This is a genomic window from Ferrovum myxofaciens, from assembly GCF_000735045.1.
In the GTDB taxonomy this organism is placed as follows: domain Bacteria; phylum Pseudomonadota; class Gammaproteobacteria; order Burkholderiales; family Ferrovaceae; genus Ferrovum; species Ferrovum myxofaciens.
The window spans coordinates 21002-40007 of record NZ_JPOQ01000004.1; the positions used below are offsets into that span (position 1 = coordinate 21002).

Genomic DNA, 19006 nt, shown 5'->3' on the forward strand with positions numbered 1-19006 from the left:
TAAATCGGGATGATTTTTACGGATTCAAGAGGGGGATCCCGCTTTTCCCTTCGAAACTGTAACCAAAGCCGGACGTAGAACCCGTTCATGCAGGATGAAGCCTTTTTGCATGACGCTGATGACGTTTTGGGCCGGGATTTCGTCGTGCTCCAGGGAAGCAATGGCCTGATGGCGGTTGGGGTCGAAACGCTGTCCTTCGGGGTGAATGGCCTGAATGTGAAACTTGTCAAAGACACTGGTCAGTTGGCGGGCGGTGAGTTCCACTCCATTGCGGTAACTGTCGAGAGACGCTTCCTTGACCTGTTGGGCTGCTTCCAGGCTGTCCATGACGGCCAGCAATTCTCCGGCAAAACTTTCCAGGGCAAACTTACGTGCCTGGGACAATTCGGTGGCGGTGCGCTTGCGCAGGTTCTCCATGTCGGCGCGCAGACGCAAGCACTCGTCGTCCTTGGTACGCAGGGCTTCTTCCGCCTGGGTCAGGGCGGCTTGCCAGTCTTCGGGTGGGGAGAGGGCGGGTGCACTGTCTGCACTGACAGGGGATGGATTTTCAGGGTTGGAAAAGGAAGAATCAATAGGTTCAGAGGTGGACATGCCGGACTCCCAGGGCTGAGTTGTGGATCACTGGCGGTACATGGGGCCAAGGAGGCCGATTTCAAGGGGTCACTGTGGCGCGCCCTGTTCCAGTGCCCGATTTTTTTGTGCTGCCTGTTCCTCTGCAGTGGGCAGCGGAGCAGGCAACCAGCCCCCCAGGTTGTCCAGAGCAATGCGCGTCAGGCTGTCCAGCCAGGTGGGATCGTCGTTGAGCGCAGGAATGTAGTGATAGACCTCGCCGCCGTGGTTCAGGAAAGTGGCTTTCACCTCCATGCCGATCTCCTCCAGGGTTTCTAGGCAGTCGGCAGGAAAACCGGGGCACAGAACCTGAACATGACGTACGCCCGTCCGGGCCAGTTGCTCCACCAACGGGGCGGTGTAAGGCTTGACCCATTCTGTCCGCCCGAAGAGAGACTGGAAGGAAATTCGATACTGATGGGGTTCGAGGCCTAGGGCCTGCGCCAACAAGCGTCCAGTCTTGAGGCATTCGCAATAATAGGGATCGCCCTTGTGGAGAGTGAACTGCGGCACTCCGTGAAAACTCATCACCAGTACATCCGGGCGACCTTGTGTAGCCCAGAATCCTTCGACTCGCCCCTTAAGGGCACTGATGTACCCCGGATCGTCGTGGTAATGATGCACCGTGCGCACGGCAGGCGCATGCCGCCAGCGTGCAAGGGCGGAAAACAGGGCATCCTGGCTGGAAGCCGTGGTGCTGGCGGCGTATTGAGGGTAAAGGGGGAGCAACAGAATCCGGTCACACCCGGCGTTTTTGAGTTCGGTCACGCCCTGGCCCAGGGAAGGCTGTCCATAGCGCATGACGTAGCGCACCAGCGGCGGGTTGTCAGGAAAAGCGGCCTCGAGACGGGCACTCAAGCCCGCTGCCTGGGCTGCCGTATGGAAGCGCAACGGCGAGCCTTCCGACTGCCAGATGGCGGCATATTTTTTGGCGGACTGGGCAGGACGGGTGCGCAGAATGACGCCGTGCAGAATCAGCCACCAGAAGAAACGGGGAATTTCCACCACCCGCGGGTCGCCCAGAAATTCAGCGAGATAACGGCGCAGAGCCGGTGTATCCGGTGCGTCGGGCGTACCCAGATTGACCAGTAGGAGACCGACCCGGGCTATGGATCGTCCGTGCGTGAAGGGAGGTTCGGGCAGATAAGAGGGCATGTGAATCCTTCAGTGCTGTGACAGTGCGCTGGAGAGCAGGCGTGCAGTGATGTCGACAATGGGAATGATGCGCTCGTAGGCCATGCGGGTAGGTCCCACCACCCCCAGGGTCCCCACCACCTGTCCATCCACTTCGTAGGGGGCCGTGACCAGACTGAATTCGTCGAGGGGGGAGTGCCCCGATTCTCCGCCAATGAAAATTCTGACGCCTTCGCTGTTCTGGCTTGCATCGAGCAGTTGCAACAGACTGGTTTTCTGCTCGAAGAGGTCGAAGAGACGGCGCAGACTGCTCAGGTTGCTGGCCATGTCGTTGCGGCCGATGAGACGGGTTTCGCCACGCAGGACATAATCATCGGGACCGGGCTTGAGGATTTCTTCCCCAAAAGCCAAGGCCCGGCTGGTGAGTGTGCGAATATCGGCACGCAGTCCGTTGAGTTCGCGATGCAGCGCGTCCACCACTCGATCGAAATCCTGGCCACTGCCCTGTTCATTAAGGTACTGGGCGGCTTTGGCCAGTTGCTCGGTGGAGTAGTTCTGGTCTGTGATCAAGATGCGGTTCTGGACATCTCCTTCCAGGGTAACCAGAACGAGAAGCAGGCGGTTTTCCGAGAGACGCAGGAATTCTACACGCTGGAAGCCCGTGAGACGCCGTTTTGGAGTGCGCACGATGCCGGCAAAGGTGGTGAGTTCGGCGAGCATCTGGGACGCAGCAGCCACCAGTTGCTGCGGGTCGGCCGGGCGCAGTTGCAGTTGGGACAGGGTCGTGATTTCCAGGGGCTTGATGGTCAGCAGGCTGTCCACGAAGAAACGGTAACCGCGCGGAGTCGGAATGCGCCCGGCCGAGGTATGAGGGCTGGCGATAAAACCCAACTCTTCCAGATCGGCCATGACGTTGCGAATGGTGGCGGCGGAAAGGTCCATGCCCGCAAGGCGCGACAAGGCCCGGGAACCGACGGGTTGACCCTCGTCGATGTACTTTTCCACCAGAGCTTTGAGCAGAGCCCGCGCGCGATCGTTTAACATACCCGCCATTTTAACTGAAATATGTTCTAATTCCCTTTTCGCACCAGACTGACCACTCATTCAGGAAGTTCCATGACCCAATCAGGATTCTCTCGTATCGGTATCGTGGGCAAGGCCGATCCCCAGGGGTTGCATGCGCCCCTGACCCGTCTTTTGTCGCTCCTCGCTGCACGGAACTGTTCCACGATCCTGGATCCCTGGTCTGCCCTGGCCTGTGGGCAGGTGGGAGTCCCATTGAACGAGTTGGCCGAACAGGTGGATTTGTGTGTGGTATTGGGCGGGGATGGAACTCTGCTCAATGCTACCCGTGCACTGGCGCTCCATGCTGTTCCTCTGATCGGTATCAATCTTGGACGGTTGGGGTTTTTGACGGATATTCCAGCCCGGGATCTGGAAGATCGTCTGGGCCAAGTGCTGGACGGTCATTATGCTCTGGAGGATCGCACGTTGCTGGCGGCTCGTCTGACCCGAGCTGACGGAGGGGTGAGCGAGGCCATGGCCCTCAATGATGTGGTGGTGGCCAAGGGCGCGCGGGGCAGCATGATCGAGGTGGAGGTTTTCGTGGATGGAAACTTCGTCTACAACCTGCGCGCTGATGGCTTGATTCTGGCTACCCCCACGGGGTCCACGGCCTATGCCCTGTCCAGTGGCGGACCCATTGTCCATCCTGGCTTGCAGGCTCTGGTATTGACCCCCATCTGTCCCCATACCCTGAGCAATCGTCCGGTGGTGTTGCAGCAGAGTGCACAGGTCGAGATGATCCTGCACAAGGGGACGGGGGCCTTTGCCAGTTTCGATGTGCAAGATCAGATCCTCATCGAACCCGGGGACCGGTTGAACGTCACCTGTGCCCGGCACTCCGTGCATCTGATCCATCCCCCGGGGTATGACTATTTCGCCATGTTGCGCGAGAAATTGCGCTGGGGCACGCGTTTTTAGGAGAAGGCATGCTGGTTGCACTGCGCATTCGCGATTTTGTCCTGGTGGATCGTTTGACTCTGGAGTTGGGTCGCGGATTTACTGTCCTGACCGGGGAAACTGGTGCGGGGAAATCCATTTTGCTTGATGCTCTGGCGCTGATACTGGGCGAACGGGCAGATCCGGAGGCTATTCGACAGGGTGCGCCACGGGCCGAATTCGAGGCCTGTTTTGACGTTTCTCCCGCTTCGCCGGCGGGACAATGGCTGGAGGAACAGGCTTTGTCCAGTGCCGAGGGCGAATGCCTGATCCGGCGGGTGGTGGAACGTAGTGGCAAGTCCCGCGCCTTCATCAACGGCAGTGCCGTGACTGCGACTCAGTTGCGTGCCCTGGGCGACCACCTCATCGACATTCATGGCCAGCATGCTCACCAACGCCTGTTATTGCCTGCGCACCAGCGAATCTTGCTGGATACCTTTGGGGGGCATGACGAATGCCGGCAGTTCGTACGTCAGGCCTGGCAAGCCTGGGAAAGTGCCCAGAGACACTGTGCCGAGGCGCGCCAGGCGGTGGCGGTGGCGGCTGGGCAGCGCCAGATGCTCGAAGATACCCTGGCTTTGCTGGCCGATTTGACGCTCCACCCCGGACATTGGGAGGAATTACTGATGGAACAGGCCCGTCTTGCCCATCGTGCGGATCTGGTCCAGGGCGTGGACGAAACGGTTCAGTCACTGGATGAAGGGGAAGGCGCGGTGCGACGTCAACTTTTGAAGTGCGAACAACGGCTGGGCCAACTGGCGACTCACGACAGCACTCTGACTCCCTGGGTCACCCTGCTCGAATCAGCACGCATCCAGGTCGAGGAAGTGCTGAGTGAATTGCATCGCTATGCTCGCGCCCGTGAAGAGAACGAGGAGCGTTTGCCCCAGATCGAAGAAGAGATGCAAGCCTGGCATGGGCGCGCGCGCCGTTTGCAGGTTCGCCCCGAGGATCTTCCTGGGCTGTTTGCCGACACCCGCCAAGCGCTCGAGGCGCTTGAGGCCCTGCCTTCCCTGGAGGCGCTCGAGAGACTGGTGGAGCAGGCCCGGCAAAGGTATGAAGAGGTGGCGCAGGACTTGAGTCGGCTGCGTCGTCAGGCGGCGTTGCGCTTGGGAGAAACGGTGAGCGCCAGCCTGGGTGATTTGGCTCTGGGCCAGGGACGCTTCGAGGTCGCCCTGAGCGAACTGGATCGACCAGGGCCCGAAGGGCGAGAGCGGGTCGAATTTCAACTGGCGGCCCACGCCAGCCAACCTCTGGGTTCCCTCGCCCGGATCGCTTCCGGCGGAGAACTGTCGCGCCTGGGATTGGCACTGCAAACCCGACTGGCGCAGGGAAGTGCAGTTCCTACCCTGATTTTTGACGAGGTGGACAGCGGCATCGGGGGGGGAGTGGCCGAACGAGTCGGGCAGATGCTGGCTGCGCTGGGGCACCACCATCAGGTGCTGTGCGTGACCCATCTGCCCCAGGTGGCGGCTTGCGCTCAGCATCATCTGAAAGTCAGCAAGGCCGTGCAGGAGGGAGAGATGACCAGTTCGGTCCAGGTTCTGGATGAGGGAGGACGGGTGGAAGAAGTGGCACGCATGCTGGGGGGGGTGACGGTCACGGCGACCGTGCGTGAACATGCCCGGGAATTGTTGCTTCGGGAAGGAAAGCGCGCTCAGCGATAACGGGCAGGTGCCACAGCTTGGACTAGGTCTTTTTCGAGGGGCAGAGGGTCGCCTTCCAGCCAGGCGCAGAGAAGATCGGCTCCCAAGGGTGCCCACACCAGTCCCCGTGAGCCCAAAGCGGTGAGAGCGAAGAGACCCTTGGCTCCCGGCACGGGGCCAATGATGGGGAGACGGTCGCGGCTGACGCTGCGAAAGGCGACTCGTTCCTGCACCACCGAGTGTTCCGGTCCATCATCCCACCCCAGTGCTGTCAGGCGTTGCAGGTTCTCCGCACGGTCGGCAGAACGGGGTGCGATGTCTGCGCTGCGGTCATAGGTCGCACCCAGACAGGGGCCACCGGGGGCGTCCGGAATCACATAGCCGGAACCACAGAGGACTGGGGTTCCCATGGGGACGGGAGAGCGCTCGATCTGAGTGATCTGGCCCCGCAGGCGCTGACGCGGCCAGAGAGGCGCATTGCTTAACGGGAGAGGGTGTGCCCCACCGGCCAGGATGGCGATGGGAGCCTGTGCCAGCAGGGCCCCACACAGAGTTCGGGCTTCCCAACCGGCCGGGCCGGGTTGGAGGGTCACGGGTTGTCCCCAATGCGTCGAGAGATGGGGGGTTTGAGCCAGTGCGGCACGGCAGAACTGGCCCGGATCCAGCCAGCCTGCGGTGGGATAAAACAAGGCGCCCCAGGGGGCTGCACAGTGCCCGAGACGCTCGGCTTCGGCGCGCGGCAACCAATGGAGCAAGGCTTCGACACTTCCCGGTGCCCTGCTCAGGGCGAATAGATGGGCGGCTTCCGGGGCGTCCTGGGCAATGCGCAGAACGCCGTTCAGACCATGGGGAAGGACTTCCGTCTTTCCTTTCAGATTCGCCAACCAGTGCAGGGTGGTCAGGAAACCTGCCCGTGCCAAACGGGCGGCGCGGTTGTCATCCAGGCTGGGAAAGGGACGCAGGATGCCGGCGGGATTGCCCGAGGCTTCCTGTGCCGGTTCGTTTCGACTCTCGCACAGTTCGATGTGCCAGCCCCGTTCACCCAATGCGGCACTCACCAGACAACCGGCCAGGCCCGCCCCAATGACCAGCGCATGGCGTTGTGGGGGAGGTTCCAGGGTGAACTGGAGCGCGGGTTGCTCGAGACGTTGCACGATCTTGCACCAGGCATCTTCGGGAATTCGATCGTAGCAGGCGCTGAGGCGTTCTCGCTTGGTTCCGAAACCGGGTGCCCGGGTGGTATGAAAGCCATGGTGTTCAAGGGTTCGGCGCAGGTGTCCGGCCACACACCAGGTAGCCAAGGTGGCGCCATGCCGGCACAGGCGAGCAACTTGGCGCAGGACGGGTTCACTCCAGGGTATCGGGTTGGTGCGGGGTGAAAATCCATCCAGATACACGGCATCGGCAGCCAGGGTGAGTTGGGGCAGAAGGTCGGCCATATCCCCCAGCACCAGGTAAAGGGTGACCCTGCCCGCATCAAAATGGAGGCGGTGTATTCCCTGGGTGAGGGGCGGCCAGGCGCTGAGCAGGTGCCTGCTTTCCTGCGCCAGTTCGGGATAACCCGAAAGTGCAAGGGTCAGATCTGCGCTGCTGAGTGGGGCATGTTCAAGGGAAATGAAATGCAAACGTGGGGCGGTGCTGCCCAGACGGCGACATTCGTGCCAAGTGGTCAGAAAATTGAGCCCGAGCCCGAAGCCGGTTTCCAGTATCTGGAAAGACTCCCGTCCCCGCCAGCGTTCCGGTAGCCCATTACCCGTCAGGAAGACCGCGCGGCATTGGGCCACGGCACCTGCCTGGGAATGGTACACGTCCGCATAGGTTTCAGAATAGGGAACCCCGTTCCGAAAGGTCAGGGGTGCGGGCAGCAAGGGCATGGCTACGCTCACCGACACAAAGGTGAAAAGTCCGATTCTAACGCAGTCCGAGAAGAGGCGGAAATTTTCAGTATTCGGACAGGTCGGAGAAGCACGCGGGACTAGACTGGAAGGGCATAGAGAACTGCGTTCTCGAACCCTTGTGGGGTGCCTTGGTGAATCGATGGTTGGTTCATCATGTCAATAATGAACCACCGGATGGTGTCGTGATGCGCCATCGGCGGGTCAGGGTGCCTCCGGTTTTTTTATGGAGGCATCATCATGAACATGGCGATTCGTGTGTTGACAGGATTGTTGCGAACGGGTTATCTGGGAGGATTGGCGGCAATGCGTGGATGGCATAGGGGCGGGCAAGGGGTGGCTTATCTGGCTCAACTGGCCCGTGAAAACCAGGAACAGAGCGTGACTGAAACAAAAGGGGTCACTGACTCTCCGCCCGCTTTGCCGGCACCGCACCCTGAAGAGGTGGTTTCGTTGGGAGTGCATTTGGGACAACCGCTCATCCGTTATGGGGATGGGTACAGTGTGGTATGTCGGTGTTACCCGGAAACAGGGCGGGTAGTCCGTTCCCTGTGGTTGGATTACACCAAATTGCGGCGGCGCTATGGGATTCAGGTGGAACGGCGCTTGCGTTTACGTTCAGGTGCTGCAGTGGTACAAATGCAATCTCTTCCCCATCAGGGGAATTTGCCGACTCGGCCATGGGGAAGAATCGAGTTGGGGGAGGTGACCCTGGCTTTTGCTTCCCTGCAGGATCAGGGATTGTTGCGTCTGCTCGATCAGACGGTAGGTGAAGCGCAGGCTCTGGTGGATGCGGAAGTTCCGGATGGATTGCTGCAAAAACGGCCGTGGCAAATGCTGCCTGATGTGGCCGTTCAGGATCCGCCTCTGAGCGAGGTGCAAAAACGTCGGCGAGTGGTGGAAATGACTTTGGCGGATGTGCGCGCGGCTGATGCTCAGCGCAAGAAGCCTCTGGCCAGTACGGAAAAGGTCTATCCCAATCTGGTCAAGGCACCGGAGGTACGAAAATTTCGGGGGTTATTGAAACGTACTGGATTTGTGGAACGTACGGATCCTTCGGGACGCAAATCCCGCACTTTTTTTGCAGAAGTGCAGGATGAAGTGCAAACCGTGCGCCATACCGGAACCGACCTGCAACGGGCCCTGCTGCGTGAAGAGATCTGCGAGGGGGATACGGTGGAGATTTTCGCCATCGGACTGGTTCCCCTGGGCGGAGGCAAATGCAAGAAAAAGATCTGGAGCGCACGCAAGGTCGCCTGAACACGAACCTGCTTTCTGGAAGGCAGATAGGATCGCTGGGACCTTCTTGAGGAAGGTCCTTTTTTTGTTCTGTTATGATGGGCCCCCGTAAACGAAATAAAATTTAGAGGAATCCATGAAAGTCGGGTTTCTGGTGTTGGTGCTGATCTTGGAACCTTGGCGTCCCCAGGCTTGGGGTGCTTGGGGTGTGAACTTGCTGACCCGTTGGCGTCTCTTTCTGTTCGCACGTATGCCCCGGGTCGGCGCAGTGCTCTGGCTGGGGGTCGTGGGCTTCCCTCTCCTGTTGATGACAGGGGTACAAAGCGGATTGGGTTGGCTTCATCTGGGGGCGTTGGTGCCCTTGCTGGTGCTGGGGTTGGGAATTGATCTGCGCGGTCCTTTGTCTCACCTGCGCCAAGGTGGGATGCAGATACCCCCGTATTCCGAGCCGAATCAGTCTGTTCGTGCAGTTCTTGATGAAGGTATCCTGGGTAGTTATCAACGTTTTTTTGCCCCCCTGTTCTGGTTCTTTTTATTGCCCGGCGGATGGGGGCCTCTGCTGTATTGCGGCACGGCACTGCTGGTTGAAGCGGAGCCAGACGGTCTTTTTTATCGGCGCATGCAGGCAGGTCTGGACTGGATACCGGTACGCCTGCTCGCGCTGACCTTTGCTCTGGTCGGTGACTTCGAAGAAGCGCTTTATGCCTGGCGTGATCCGGATCGCCTGTTTTTATCCAGCCAGGAACTGTTGCAAGCGGTGGTGCATGGGGCCTTGGGGTCAGGACAGGCAAACGGAGGAAACGGGCCATTCGAGGCCCTCGAAGCCGATCAGTTGACCAGTGCCGAAGGGCTAATCTGGCGAGCCGTCGTCCTCTGGGGAGTGAGTGCGGGGTTGGCGACGGCGCTGTTGGGTGGGCGTTGAGCGGCGGGGGGCATTTTCCTGCTGGAGCGTCAGCAGGGTGGCAAGGCGCAGGGCGCGCAAAGGATGACCGGCAACGTAGTCCCGCAGGGCACAGTCCGGCTCCTGACGATGGTGGCAGTCAGGGAAACGACAGTGGCCTTGCAGTGGAGAAAACTCTGGAAAAAATGCCACCAGATCGGCAGGGTCGAGATAGGTCAGGCCAAAGGATTGGACGCCGGGGCTGTCGATCAGCCAGCCACCCTCGGTTAGGGGGTAGGCACGGGTGGCAGTGGTGGTGTGTCGGCCCGAATCCAGGGCTAGAGAGATGCGCTGAGTAGCGGCCTGAGCCTCGGGAATGAGGGCGTTGAGCAGGGTGGATTTGCCCATGCCTGATTGTCCCACCAGCAGGCTGTGGCGTCCGGCCAGGGTGGGGCGCAACCGGTCTGCTGTGGTTCGGGCGGAAATTTCCAGCAGGGGATAGCCGAGGGATTCAAAATGGGACAGTGTGGCACGCCAGGTTGCCGTGGCCGGACCCAGGTCGGTTTTATTGAGAAGCAGGCAGACGTCGACCCGATTGGCTTCAGCGGCCACAAGACAACGGGAGATCAGGTCCGGAAAAGGGGTGGGTTCACCCGCTGAGACAATGAGCACCTGGTCCACGTTGGCGGCCAAAAATTTTTCTCGTTTTCCGTCGGCACGCCAGAACAGGGTGGTGCGCGATTCGATTTCTTCGATCACACCCTGAGTGACGCTGGTGGGAGTGAAGCGAACCCGGTCCGAACAGGCGACATCATGTTGCTTGCCGCGCCGGACACAACTCCACGTCTGTGCCTGGTCGTCCACTACTTCGTAGTGGTGACCAAAGACCCCGCGTACCCATCCCGCAAGGGAAGAGGTACTCACAGTAAGAGTGTCCGGTGTATCATGGAGCGGGCGTCACGGTCGGGAGGCAAGTGGGGCATTGATCAACTCAAAAGGAAGGATTATGGCACAGGATAAAAACCATCTGGTCTGGGTGGACATGGAAATGACCGGGTTGGACCCGATGCGCGACCGCGTCATCGAGGTGGCGCTGGTGGTCACCAACAATGCGCTGGAGGTCGTGGCGGAAGGGCCGGTTCTGGCGATTCACCAACCCGATGGGGTCCTGGATGCCATGGATGACTGGAACAAGGGAACCCATCAACGGTCTGGCCTCATCGATCGGGTTCGTGCCTCGACCCTGGCCGAAACGGCGGCGGAGGAGCAACTGCTCGAGTTTCTCAAGATCCACGTACCCCCCGGCGAATCGCCCATGTGCGGCAATTCGGTGTGCCAGGACCGCCGTTTCATGGCCAATTACCTGCCTCGCCTGGAACAGTATTTTCATTATCGTAACCTGGATGTGAGCACCCTCAAGGAATTGTCCAAACGCTGGAAGCCAGCGGTCTACAGCGCCTTCAAAAAATCCGGAAAACACGAGGCGCTGGCGGATATTCTCGAATCCATCGAAGAATTGCGCCACTACCGGACGCATTTCATTCGTTTGGATTGATGCGCCCTGGCTGGGAGTGGATTCAATGGGTTACCCGGTCCAGGTAACCCAGAAATGTATCTTCGGGAACATAACCAGCCAAGCGCTGATTTTCCAGTTCCCGCCCGTCGGGATCGAAAAAGATCGTGCTGGGCGGGCCAAAAAGTCCAAAATGTGCCAGCAGGGCACGATCTTCTGCGCTGTTATGGGTAACATCCACGCGCACCAGAGTGAACGGCTGCAGGGCAGTCTGGACCCTGGGACGGGACAGAACGGTACGGTCCCATTCCACACAAGAAGTGCACCAATCGGCATAGAAGTCCACCATGACGGGACGGTGTTGACCGGATGCCCGAAGCAACTGCTGATCCAGTTGGGCCACCGTGGAGACAGGCACGAAGTTCAGGTTCGTGGTGGCTGGGGCGGTTCGAATCAGGGGTAGAATCGTAAACAGGGCAACCCCCAGCAGGACGACCCCGAAGCCGCGTTTTACCCAACTCATCCAGTGACCGGCCCGAGGCAGTAAGGCGCCTGCTGATGTGCCAATGAGTAGAAGCGGGGTGCCCATGCCCAAGGCCAGGGTGAAGAGTGCCAGTCCGCCCATCACCACATCGCGAGTTTCGGCGATATAAATTAGCCCGCCTGCCAACGGCGCAGCCACGCAAGGACCCATCACCAATGCGGAAAGTGAGCCCATGAAGCCAACCCCCCAGTAGCGACCTCCCGGCAGGCGCCCCGAGGCACCGTTGAGTTGGTTTTGCAGGGAGAGGGGCAACTGAAACTGGTACACGTCAAACATGGACAAGGCCAGCACAACGAAAAGCAGGGCGGTGGCGATCTGGACCGGTGGAGTTTGCAGGGCATTGGACAGGAGGGTTCCAGTCAGCCCGGCTAATATGCCCACCCCGGCATAGGTCAGGGCCATACCCAGTACATAGGTGAGGGAGAGGGCAAAGGCGCGTGTTTTGGTGACCGATGTGCCCTGACCTGCAATGATGCCGGAAAGAATCGGAATCATGGGGAACACACAGGGAGTTAGAGCGAGAAGTAGCCCGAAACCAAAAAAACTGGCCAGTACCCAGAAAGGACGAGCGCCTTTCAGATAACTGGCAAAGTCCTCAGGGCGCCCGGAGTCCGCAGAAGGAGGCGTGGAAGAGATTTCCGAGCCTGAGGAAAGCGCGCTGTAATGGTTCCCGCTCTGCTGAAAATCCTGAGTGGTGGGCGGGTAGCAGATGCCGTGATCGGCACAGCCCTGGAAACTGATGGAAAAACGGGAGACGGGTTGGCCGCCGGGCAAGGTCAAGGCGACCTGGAAAGGATGGCGGTAAATCCAGACCTGGCCAAAACTGGGGTCCTGTTTGGCCTCCGCAGTCGGAAAGTGTAAGGGAACCTCTTGGGGGACACCGGGCAAGCGGAGATGAATGCGATCGCGATAGAGATAGTAACCGGGAGCGGGTACGAAAGAAAGGATCAGGCTGCCCGGGTCAGCGCCATTGTCCACCGAAATCTTGAAGGCCTGGTCGGGCATTAGAAAAGTATGCGGCTCGGGCAGTGTGCCCAACGCAGCAGGAAGGGGGTGCGGCGTCTCGGGAATGCCCTCCAGGGCAAAGGCCGGGGACAGTCCACCCAGGGCGCAGACCAGGAAAAGGGTTCGGATCCAGGTATTACGCCGTGCAAAGATACTCATGAGCCTGTGTCTCGTAACCAGATGATCGATTCTACTCCGACTGAGGTGGGTACGGGGAGTTCCCGTTCTGCAGACGCTGCCAAGCCCATTCCACATGTTCGCGCACCTGTTCGGCGGGATGATTGCGACGCTGGGCCAGTGCGGTCAGGGCCCCCGGGGTGGCGGGTCCATTGCCCAGAGCTACGGCCACATTGCGTAACCAGCGTTCATGACCGATGCGACGGATGGGCGAACCTGTCAGGTGAGTCTGGAAGTCCTCGGCACTCCAGGCGAACAGGGCGGGCAGGCTGAGATTTTCCAGTTCCTTGCGGCGCAGAAACGCCCGTGCGCCCCGGGAGGTGTTGGCAAAGCGGTTCCAGGGACAGTGCAACTGGCAGTCATCGCAACCGTAGATGCGGTTGCCAAAGAGGGGGCGCAGGGATTCGGGTATGGGGCCTGGGTGTTCGATGGTCAGGTAGGCAATGCACAGACGGGCATCCAGTTGGTAGGGGGCCACGATGGCTCGAGTGGGACAGACCGTCAGACAAGTCTGGCAGGTTCCGCAATGGTCCTTTTCCGGAGGGTCGGCGGGCAGTGGCAGGTTGCAGAGTAGTTCGCCCAGAAAGAAGTAGGAACCTTGGCGCTGCAGCAGCAAGGTATGCTTGCCACGCCACCCCAGTCCCCCTTGGGCGGCGATCTCCACTTCGAGCAGAGGCGCACTGTCGCTGAAGGGACGCCATGCAAAAGGCCCCCACTGCGCAGCCAGACCTTCGGCCAGCAGATGCAGACGACGGCGCATCAGTCGGTGGTAATCCTGCCCCAGAGCATATTGAGCGATGACGCCCTCGGTTGGGTCGTTCAGGGCATCCTGACAGGAAGTCAGGTCCTCGCTGAGATAGGGCAGGGAGACCGTGAGAATACAGGTGGTACCTGGCCAAAGACGAGAGGGGTCGGTGCGCAGATCCGGATCCCGTTCCAGCCAGGTCATGGCCCCCTGATAACCGGCTGTCAGCCAGGTGTCAAGGTGTTTGCGGGCTGTGCGCAGGGTGGGGCGACTGACCCGCACTGCGCTGAAGCCCAAGTGGTGTGCTTCGCGCTCAAGGAGTGTGCGCAAGTCAAAAACAGATAAGGGAGGCATGAACCGGGTACAATGAGTGAACAGTTTGAATTATCAACCGAAAGAGGATTGGATGGAAGGGGAAGGGGGGGCGCAGTGGCACTTGGCAGATCCCGAGGCAACCACTGAATGGGGGAGGGCGTGGGCACCCTATCTCGAGTCGGGGCTGGTTTTAACCTTCTCCGGTGACTTGGGTGCAGGTAAAACGGCCCTCATTCGGGGGATTCTGCGGGGCCTGGGCGTGACGGGAACCATCCGTAGTCCTACCTATGCCCTGCTTGAAATTTATGAACTTTCGAGGTTATACTGTTATCACTTTGATTTCTATCGAATCAACTCGCCGGAATCCTTGGAAGATAGTGGTTTTCGGGAGTGCTTTCGGAGCGACAGTCTATGCCTCGTGGAATGGCCCGAAAAAGTTTCTACCTGGTTACCCCCCGCCGACGTGGCTCTGATGCTGGAGCCTGCTGCAGGGGCGGGGCGTCTGCTGCAGGTCCGACATACTTCTGTCCATGGAATGAAATGTCTCGAACCGCTCTTGGCTACGTCTTTGCCGCGTTGATCCTGTTGGGGTCGAGCGTGCTGTCTCCCGTGGCTCACGGTGAGGAAACTCGCATTCGTGCCGTGCGCCTGTGGCCTGCAAGCGACTATACCCGGGTGACGTTCGAAGCGACTCAGGCGATTCACGGCACCCTTTTTTCCGTCCCTAATCCTGATCGTCTGGTGCTGGATCTAGAGGGAGTGACTGCGACCCAACCCCTCGAACAGATGGCAGCGCAATTGAGCCCACAGGATCCCTATTTGCGCAAGATTCGGGTGGGCCATTTCAAACCTGGCGTGGTGCGGGTGGTTTTTGATCTCAAGGGGCCGGTCAATGCGACCTCTGCTTTGCTGGAACCAGTGGGAGACTACGGTTACCGTCTGGTTCTGGATATTTACCCCGCCACGGCGACGCCAGATCCTCTTTCCCCCGTGCTCGATAAACCGGCGCTGCAGGTGCAGAATGACATACCGCCCGGTCAGTCCCCCAGGCCTTCTCCGGTAGTGGCGGCAAGCCCCCCGGTACCCATTGCGGAGGCGGACGTGCCAAGGCAGGGGGCTGAAACCCGGTCAGATGCCGGGGCGGGGGGCCCTGCCCGTAGGACCCTGATCATTGCGGTGGATGCCGGGCATGGCGGGGAAGACCCTGGTGCGCATGGCGAAGCAGGTACCCACGAGAAAAACGTCACCCTGGCCATCGCCCGGCGTCTCAAAGCAGCCATTGATGCCCAGCCCGGTTTGAGTGCCGTACTGATTCGCGACGGGGATTATTTCATTCCGCTGCAGGAACGGACGGTCAAGGCACATCGCCTGCATGCCGATCTCTTCGTGTCGGTTCATGCCGATGCCTACATCAATCAGGAGGCACGGGGTTCTTCCGTGTTTGCTCTGTCCGAGAAGGGAGCAACGTCGGTGGCGGCACGCTGGTTGGCCAAACATGAAAACGATGCCGACCTGGTGGGCGGAGTAACCCTTCCAACCCATCAGGCCTACCTGGCACAGACGCTTTTTGATTTGTCTCAGACTGCCACCATCAATGATAGTCTCAAAATGGCCCGGGCCGTGTTGGGTGAATTGGATCAGATCAATGTGTTGCACCGTGGTTTTGTGGAACAGGCTGGTTTTGCCGTCCTCAAATCCCCGGACATTCCTTCCATTCTCGTGGAAACGGCGTTCATTACCAATCCTGAAGAGGAACGTCGTCTCAATGATCCGGCTTATCAGGAGAAGTTGGCCCAGGCCATTACCCATGGTTTACAGGATTATTTGCACAGGAGCGGTGCCTGGGGGCAGCATGTGACGGCCCTGTCCCCCACGCACTTGGCTGGCAGCGCTCCATGAAGCGTATCGAGGCACTTTCCCCGCTCCTGATCAGTCAGATCGCTGCGGGAGAGGTGATCGAACGTCCAGCTTCCGTACTCAAGGAACTGGTGGAGAACTCTCTGGATGCCGGTGCGCGGAACATCGTTGTGCTCCTGGAAGAAGGCGGGGTCCGGCGCATTCAGGTGGAGGATGATGGCCACGGTATTCACCCCGATGATTTGTCCCTTGCCCTGCAGGCCCACGCGACCAGCAAGTTGGCGGCGACGGACCCCCTGAATCATATCGTCACCCTCGGTTTTCGAGGAGAGGCCTTGGCCAGTATGGCAGCGGTGGCACGGGTGACGGTGACGGCGCGCGTGGCGGAGGCGGTTCATGCGCTCACCATGACCGTGTCCGGAGGGCAGGTCGAGGGACCGCGCCCCGCTGCACGCAGCATTGGGTGCAGTGTGGTGGTGGAAGATTTATTTAGCCATACGCCAGCGCGGCGCAAGTTCCTGAGGAGTACCAGCACGGAATTTGGTCACTGCGATGAACTGTTGCGTCGTTTGGCTCTGGCCCATCCTGAAGTCACCTTTCGCCTCTCGCATCAGGGACGTGCTTTGCGCCATTGGCCGGCGCTGACGCTGGAAGCGCGCGTGCGTGGCATTCTGGGTGAAGATTTTTTGAACCAGAGCCTGCCCATCGAGGACAGTGCCGGACCATTGCACCTGTCTGGCTGGATCCTGCACCCGACCGCCGCCAGTCGAGCGGAGCAATACCTTTTCGTGAATGGACGCTTCGTGCGCGATCGGTTGCTGACCCAGGCTGTTCGCCAGGCCTATCAGGATGTGTTGCATGGTCAGCGCCAGCCAGGAGGAGTGTTATTTCTGAGTTTGGACCCAGCACGGGTGGATGTGAATGTTCATCCTGCCAAGACCGAAGTACGCTTTGAAGAGGGACAAGCCGTTTTTCGCTTTGTCTGGCAAGCGCTCCACAAGACTTTGACCCGCACGACACCCGGTGGTCTGGAGTTCGTCGAGCGCAGTCCCCTGGGGGGCAGGGGTATCCCTTCCTCGTCCGGGAAGGCGGGTTTGATGTCATCTTCTCTTGAGGAGTCTGGCGAACTGCCGCTGCCTTCTCCTCGATTCGTTGCCCCTCCCTCCGTTTCGGATAAAGTTACGGTATCCCTGCATCTTGGCGAACCCGATCCCTTTCATGCGGCTTTGTACGGTAAACAACCTATCCCTCCCGCCGAAACCCCGTCCTCTCCCGCTCAGGAAGCGAACACGGCACTTCGGTTCAGTGAAGAAAATTTCAAACTGCCGGGTGCGGAGCCAGAGCCGGTTGCACCGGAGCCGCCATTTTTTCCCTTGGGACAGGCTTTGGCTCAATTGCACGGGATCTATATTCTGGCTCAGAATGCTACCGGGCTAGTGCTGGTGGATATGCACGCAGCCCATGAAAGAATTCTGTATGAACGTCTGAAGGCACGTCATGCTGTGGCGGGAGGGGGGCAAGCATTTCTTGATCCTCCGCATTTTACCCTTTCAGCGCGGGAACTGGCGGTTCTGGAAAGTTACGGCGACGTACTCACTGCCCTGGGTCTTGATCTCGCTTTGCGCGGACCTCAGACCGTGGTGTTGCGCAGTTGGCCCATTGAGTTGAGTGGCGTCGATCCCGAGCCAGTGCTGCGCCAGGTATGGGCGGATCTGGAAGAAACGGGCCAGAGTCTGGCGCTCGAAGCCCGTCGTCACGAGGTTTTAGCCAGCATGGCCTGTCACGGTGCGGTGCGTGCCCATCACTCCCTCACGGTGATGCAGATGAACGCATTGCTGCGTGACATGGAACGGTGTGAACGCGCCGATCAGTGCAATCATGGCCGTCCTACCTGGCGCCAGATTCCCTTGTCTGAACTGGATCAATGGTTTCTGCGCGGTCGCTGAACGCTCCTCCACTTCTGTTTCTGCTCGGTCCGACGGCCAGTGGCAAGACCGCCTTGGCCTGTGGATTGGCGGATGATTTCCCGGTGGAATTGGTGAATGTGGATTCGGCCAGTATTTATCGTGGTCTGGATATCGGCGCAGCGAAACCGGATGCGCTCACGCGGGCCCGTTATCCCCATCACCTGATGGACTGGGTAGATCCTGATGATCCCTACTCGGCCGCCCGTTTCGTGGCCGATGTCACACCCTTGCTTGCCGCCATTCGCGCGCGCGGGCATGTGCCCCTTCTGGTGGGGGGCACTATGCTCTATTTTCAGGCCCTGCAACAGGGGTTGGCCGTTCTGCCGAGTGCGTCTCCCGAACTGCGGGCTGCGCTGGAAGCACGGGCCGAACGGGAAGGTTGGCCGGCCCTGCATGCCGAATTGGCCCGGGTCGATCCCGTCACGGCGACCCGTCTGGCACCCCTTGACCGCCAACGCATTCAGCGGGCGCTCGAAGTCTGGCACGTGACGGGGCATCCACTTTCATTCTGGCATCAGGAACAGGCCCGTGCCGGCTTGCCGGATCGGATCCTGACCTTGGGGTTGATGCCCGGCCAGAGGGCTGCCTTGCACGAGCGTATCGCTCACCGATTCGACCAGATGCTGGCGCAGGGACTGGTGGAGGAAGTGCGTCGACTGCGCCTGCGTTACCCCCGCCTGACGGGCGAAATGCCTGCCATGCGCGCCGTGGGATACCGTCAGGTCTGGCAGTTTCTGGAGGGGGAAGGCAGTGCATCGGAAATGCGTCTGCGGGGCATCATCGCGACCCGTCAACTGGCGCGCCGCCAGTTGACCTGGGTGCGTAACTGGCCAGCGCGGGTGGCCCTGGACCCGGACCAGATGGGGTGGGAAGGTATGGCCCATGCTTTGGTGGAGCATTTTCTGAAGAGTGCCTGAGACCCTGTCGGTCAACAAGGGTCGTTCGGTTCTGGCAGGATGGTGGCGTGACGGGTTCCGTGGGCCAAGGTCAGTTGTACCTGATCGCCGGGCTTCAGACGCGTTGCGTCGTCGATTACGTGTCCGGCGTTGTCCTGTACCAGGGCATAGCCCCGCGCCAGAATGGCACGGGGGTTCAAATGCTCCAGCGTGCGTGTCTGCCGTTCCAGATGGCGGCGCTGCTGTTCGAACCAGCGCTGGCAACAAAGCCGCCAGCGCTGGTCGAGTGCGGTCAGAGTCTGGCGCTGAAAGGCGATGCGCTGACCGGGGTGAACCAATCGTTGCGCCAGCGTGGCAAGACGTTGCCTTTGTCGTTCCCAGTGGCGTCGTTGGAGGTTTTCCCAGCGCAAGCGGCGTTGATCGAGGTGCAAGGCAATTTTTTCCACCCGTCGGCGCAACGCCAGGAAATGACGTTCTTCCAGTTGAGTCAGTTGGTGCAGCAATTGCTGCCGTTCGGGATGGACCAGTTCGGCAGCGGCGGTGGGGGGGGGGGCACGCTGATCCGCCACAAAATCTGCCAGAG

The 19006-nt window shown here is 60.0% G+C and carries 17 protein-coding genes; 9 read left to right on the plus strand and 8 right to left on the minus strand.

Translation table 11 applies throughout. The features are described 5' to 3' along the window. Positions 1-24: 24 nt before the first annotated feature. The 3 genes from grpE to hrcA form a co-directional block, all read right to left on the minus strand. Complete coding sequence (gene grpE, locus IV91_RS15550) at positions 25-591, minus strand: nucleotide exchange factor GrpE (protein ID WP_051861783.1); 567 nt, start codon at positions 589-591, stop codon at positions 25-27. 69 nt (positions 592-660) lie between these two features. Further along, complete coding sequence (hemH, locus tag IV91_RS0100805) at positions 661-1764, minus strand: ferrochelatase (RefSeq protein ID WP_031595250.1); 1104 nt, start codon at positions 1762-1764, stop codon at positions 661-663. A gap of 9 nt (positions 1765-1773) precedes the next feature. Further along, positions 1774-2787 carry a heat-inducible transcriptional repressor HrcA gene (gene hrcA, locus IV91_RS0100810; RefSeq protein ID WP_031595252.1) on the minus strand — a complete coding sequence of 338 codons (1014 nt, stop codon included), beginning with the start codon at positions 2785-2787 and terminating at the stop codon, positions 1774-1776. Positions 2788-2859: 72 nt separating this feature from the next. Between hrcA and IV91_RS0100815 the strand changes: the two genes are divergently transcribed. Both IV91_RS0100815 and recN read left to right on the plus strand, forming a co-directional pair. After that, a complete protein-coding gene (locus IV91_RS0100815; protein ID WP_031595255.1) occupies positions 2860-3726 on the plus strand; it encodes an NAD(+) kinase in 867 nt (288 codons plus the stop codon). A gap of 8 nt (positions 3727-3734) precedes the next feature. After that, positions 3735-5411, plus strand: coding sequence for a DNA repair protein RecN (recN, locus tag IV91_RS0100820; protein WP_031595257.1), 1677 nt, complete (start codon positions 3735-3737; stop codon positions 5409-5411). On the opposite strand, the gene mnmC is transcribed toward recN, so the two are convergent. Further along, positions 5402-7282, minus strand: a complete 1881-nt coding sequence (gene mnmC, locus IV91_RS0100825; protein ID WP_233418366.1) for an FAD-dependent 5-carboxymethylaminomethyl-2-thiouridine(34) oxidoreductase MnmC — start codon at positions 7280-7282, stop codon at positions 5402-5404. The two genes, recN and mnmC, sit on opposite strands and share 10 nt — an antisense overlap. Positions 7283-7525: 243 nt before the next feature. Here mnmC and IV91_RS0100830 point away from each other — a divergent pair, with 243 nt between their 5' ends. Further along, on the plus strand, positions 7526-8545 hold the full coding sequence (locus IV91_RS0100830; protein WP_031595259.1) for a hypothetical protein: 1020 nt from the start codon (positions 7526-7528) through the stop codon (positions 8543-8545). 115 nt (positions 8546-8660) lie between these two features. Continuing rightward, complete coding sequence (ampE, locus tag IV91_RS16575; protein WP_031595260.1) at positions 8661-9446, plus strand: regulatory signaling modulator protein AmpE; 786 nt, start codon at positions 8661-8663, stop codon at positions 9444-9446. Here ampE and rsgA read toward each other — a convergent pair. After that, positions 9375-10328 carry a ribosome small subunit-dependent GTPase A gene (rsgA, locus tag IV91_RS0100840; protein WP_051861786.1) on the minus strand — a complete coding sequence of 318 codons (954 nt, stop codon included), beginning with the start codon at positions 10326-10328 and terminating at the stop codon, positions 9375-9377. The genes ampE and rsgA overlap by 72 nt on opposite strands. 82 nt (positions 10329-10410) lie before the next feature. Between rsgA and orn the strand changes: the two genes are divergently transcribed. Further along, positions 10411-10959, plus strand: coding sequence for an oligoribonuclease (gene orn, locus IV91_RS0100845; RefSeq protein WP_031595263.1), 549 nt, complete (start codon positions 10411-10413; stop codon positions 10957-10959). Between the two features lie 22 nt (positions 10960-10981). On the opposite strand, the gene dsbD is transcribed toward orn, so the two are convergent. Continuing rightward, positions 10982-12625, minus strand: coding sequence for a protein-disulfide reductase DsbD (gene dsbD / locus IV91_RS0100850; RefSeq protein ID WP_051861787.1), 1644 nt, complete (start codon positions 12623-12625; stop codon positions 10982-10984). Between the two features lie 31 nt (positions 12626-12656). Then, positions 12657-13742 carry a tRNA epoxyqueuosine(34) reductase QueG gene (gene queG / locus IV91_RS0100855; RefSeq protein WP_051861788.1) on the minus strand — a complete coding sequence of 362 codons (1086 nt, stop codon included), beginning with the start codon at positions 13740-13742 and terminating at the stop codon, positions 12657-12659. Positions 13743-13758: 16 nt separating this feature from the next. Here queG and tsaE point away from each other — a divergent pair, with 16 nt between their 5' ends. The 4 genes from tsaE to miaA are packed head-to-tail and all read left to right on the plus strand — an operon-like array spanning position 13759 to position 18444. Beyond that, positions 13759-14283: a tRNA (adenosine(37)-N6)-threonylcarbamoyltransferase complex ATPase subunit type 1 TsaE gene (tsaE, locus tag IV91_RS17765; protein ID WP_197456407.1), complete on the plus strand. Its 525-nt coding sequence runs from the start codon at positions 13759-13761 to the stop codon at positions 14281-14283. Next, the gene (locus IV91_RS0100865) at positions 14244-15602 is read left to right on the plus strand and encodes an N-acetylmuramoyl-L-alanine amidase (RefSeq protein ID WP_150112331.1); all 1359 of its coding nucleotides are present in this window, start codon (positions 14244-14246) and stop codon (positions 15600-15602) included. The genes tsaE and IV91_RS0100865 overlap by 40 nt, the downstream gene beginning before the upstream one ends. Beyond that, positions 15599-17506, plus strand: coding sequence for a DNA mismatch repair endonuclease MutL (mutL, locus tag IV91_RS0100870; protein WP_031595269.1), 1908 nt, complete (start codon positions 15599-15601; stop codon positions 17504-17506). Before IV91_RS0100865 ends, mutL begins: the two co-directional genes overlap by 4 nt. Continuing rightward, positions 17485-18444, plus strand: a complete 960-nt coding sequence (gene miaA / locus IV91_RS0100875; RefSeq protein WP_031595270.1) for a tRNA (adenosine(37)-N6)-dimethylallyltransferase MiaA — start codon at positions 17485-17487, stop codon at positions 18442-18444. Before mutL ends, miaA begins: the two co-directional genes overlap by 22 nt. Positions 18445-18455: 11 nt before the next feature. On the opposite strand, the gene IV91_RS0100880 is transcribed toward miaA, so the two are convergent. Then, a partial coding sequence (locus IV91_RS0100880; protein WP_031595271.1) for an exodeoxyribonuclease VII large subunit occupies positions 18456-19006 on the minus strand: 551 nt, incomplete at its 5' end.

Coding starts and splice junctions, on each gene's coding strand:
- hrcA (WP_031595252.1), bottom strand. CDS start 2,787: ATGTTAAACGATCGCGCGCGGGCTCTGCTCAAAGCTCTGGTGGAAAAG.
- IV91_RS0100865 (WP_150112331.1), top strand. CDS start 14,244: ATGTCTCGAACCGCTCTTGGCTACGTCTTTGCCGCGTTGATCCTGTTG.
- miaA (WP_031595270.1), top strand. CDS start 17,485: ATGGTTTCTGCGCGGTCGCTGAACGCTCCTCCACTTCTGTTTCTGCTC.
- dsbD (WP_051861787.1), bottom strand. CDS start 12,625: ATGAGTATCTTTGCACGGCGTAATACCTGGATCCGAACCCTTTTCCTG.
- mutL (WP_031595269.1), top strand. CDS start 15,599: ATGAAGCGTATCGAGGCACTTTCCCCGCTCCTGATCAGTCAGATCGCT.
- ampE (WP_031595260.1), top strand. CDS start 8,661: ATGAAAGTCGGGTTTCTGGTGTTGGTGCTGATCTTGGAACCTTGGCGT.
- IV91_RS0100815 (WP_031595255.1), top strand. CDS start 2,860: ATGACCCAATCAGGATTCTCTCGTATCGGTATCGTGGGCAAGGCCGAT.
- orn (WP_031595263.1), top strand. CDS start 10,411: ATGGCACAGGATAAAAACCATCTGGTCTGGGTGGACATGGAAATGACC.
- IV91_RS0100830 (WP_031595259.1), top strand. CDS start 7,526: ATGAACATGGCGATTCGTGTGTTGACAGGATTGTTGCGAACGGGTTAT.
- hemH (WP_031595250.1), bottom strand. CDS start 1,764: ATGCCCTCTTATCTGCCCGAACCTCCCTTCACGCACGGACGATCCATA.
- queG (WP_051861788.1), bottom strand. CDS start 13,742: ATGCCTCCCTTATCTGTTTTTGACTTGCGCACACTCCTTGAGCGCGAA.
- recN (WP_031595257.1), top strand. CDS start 3,735: ATGCTGGTTGCACTGCGCATTCGCGATTTTGTCCTGGTGGATCGTTTG.
- grpE (WP_051861783.1), bottom strand. CDS start 591: ATGTCCACCTCTGAACCTATTGATTCTTCCTTTTCCAACCCTGAAAAT.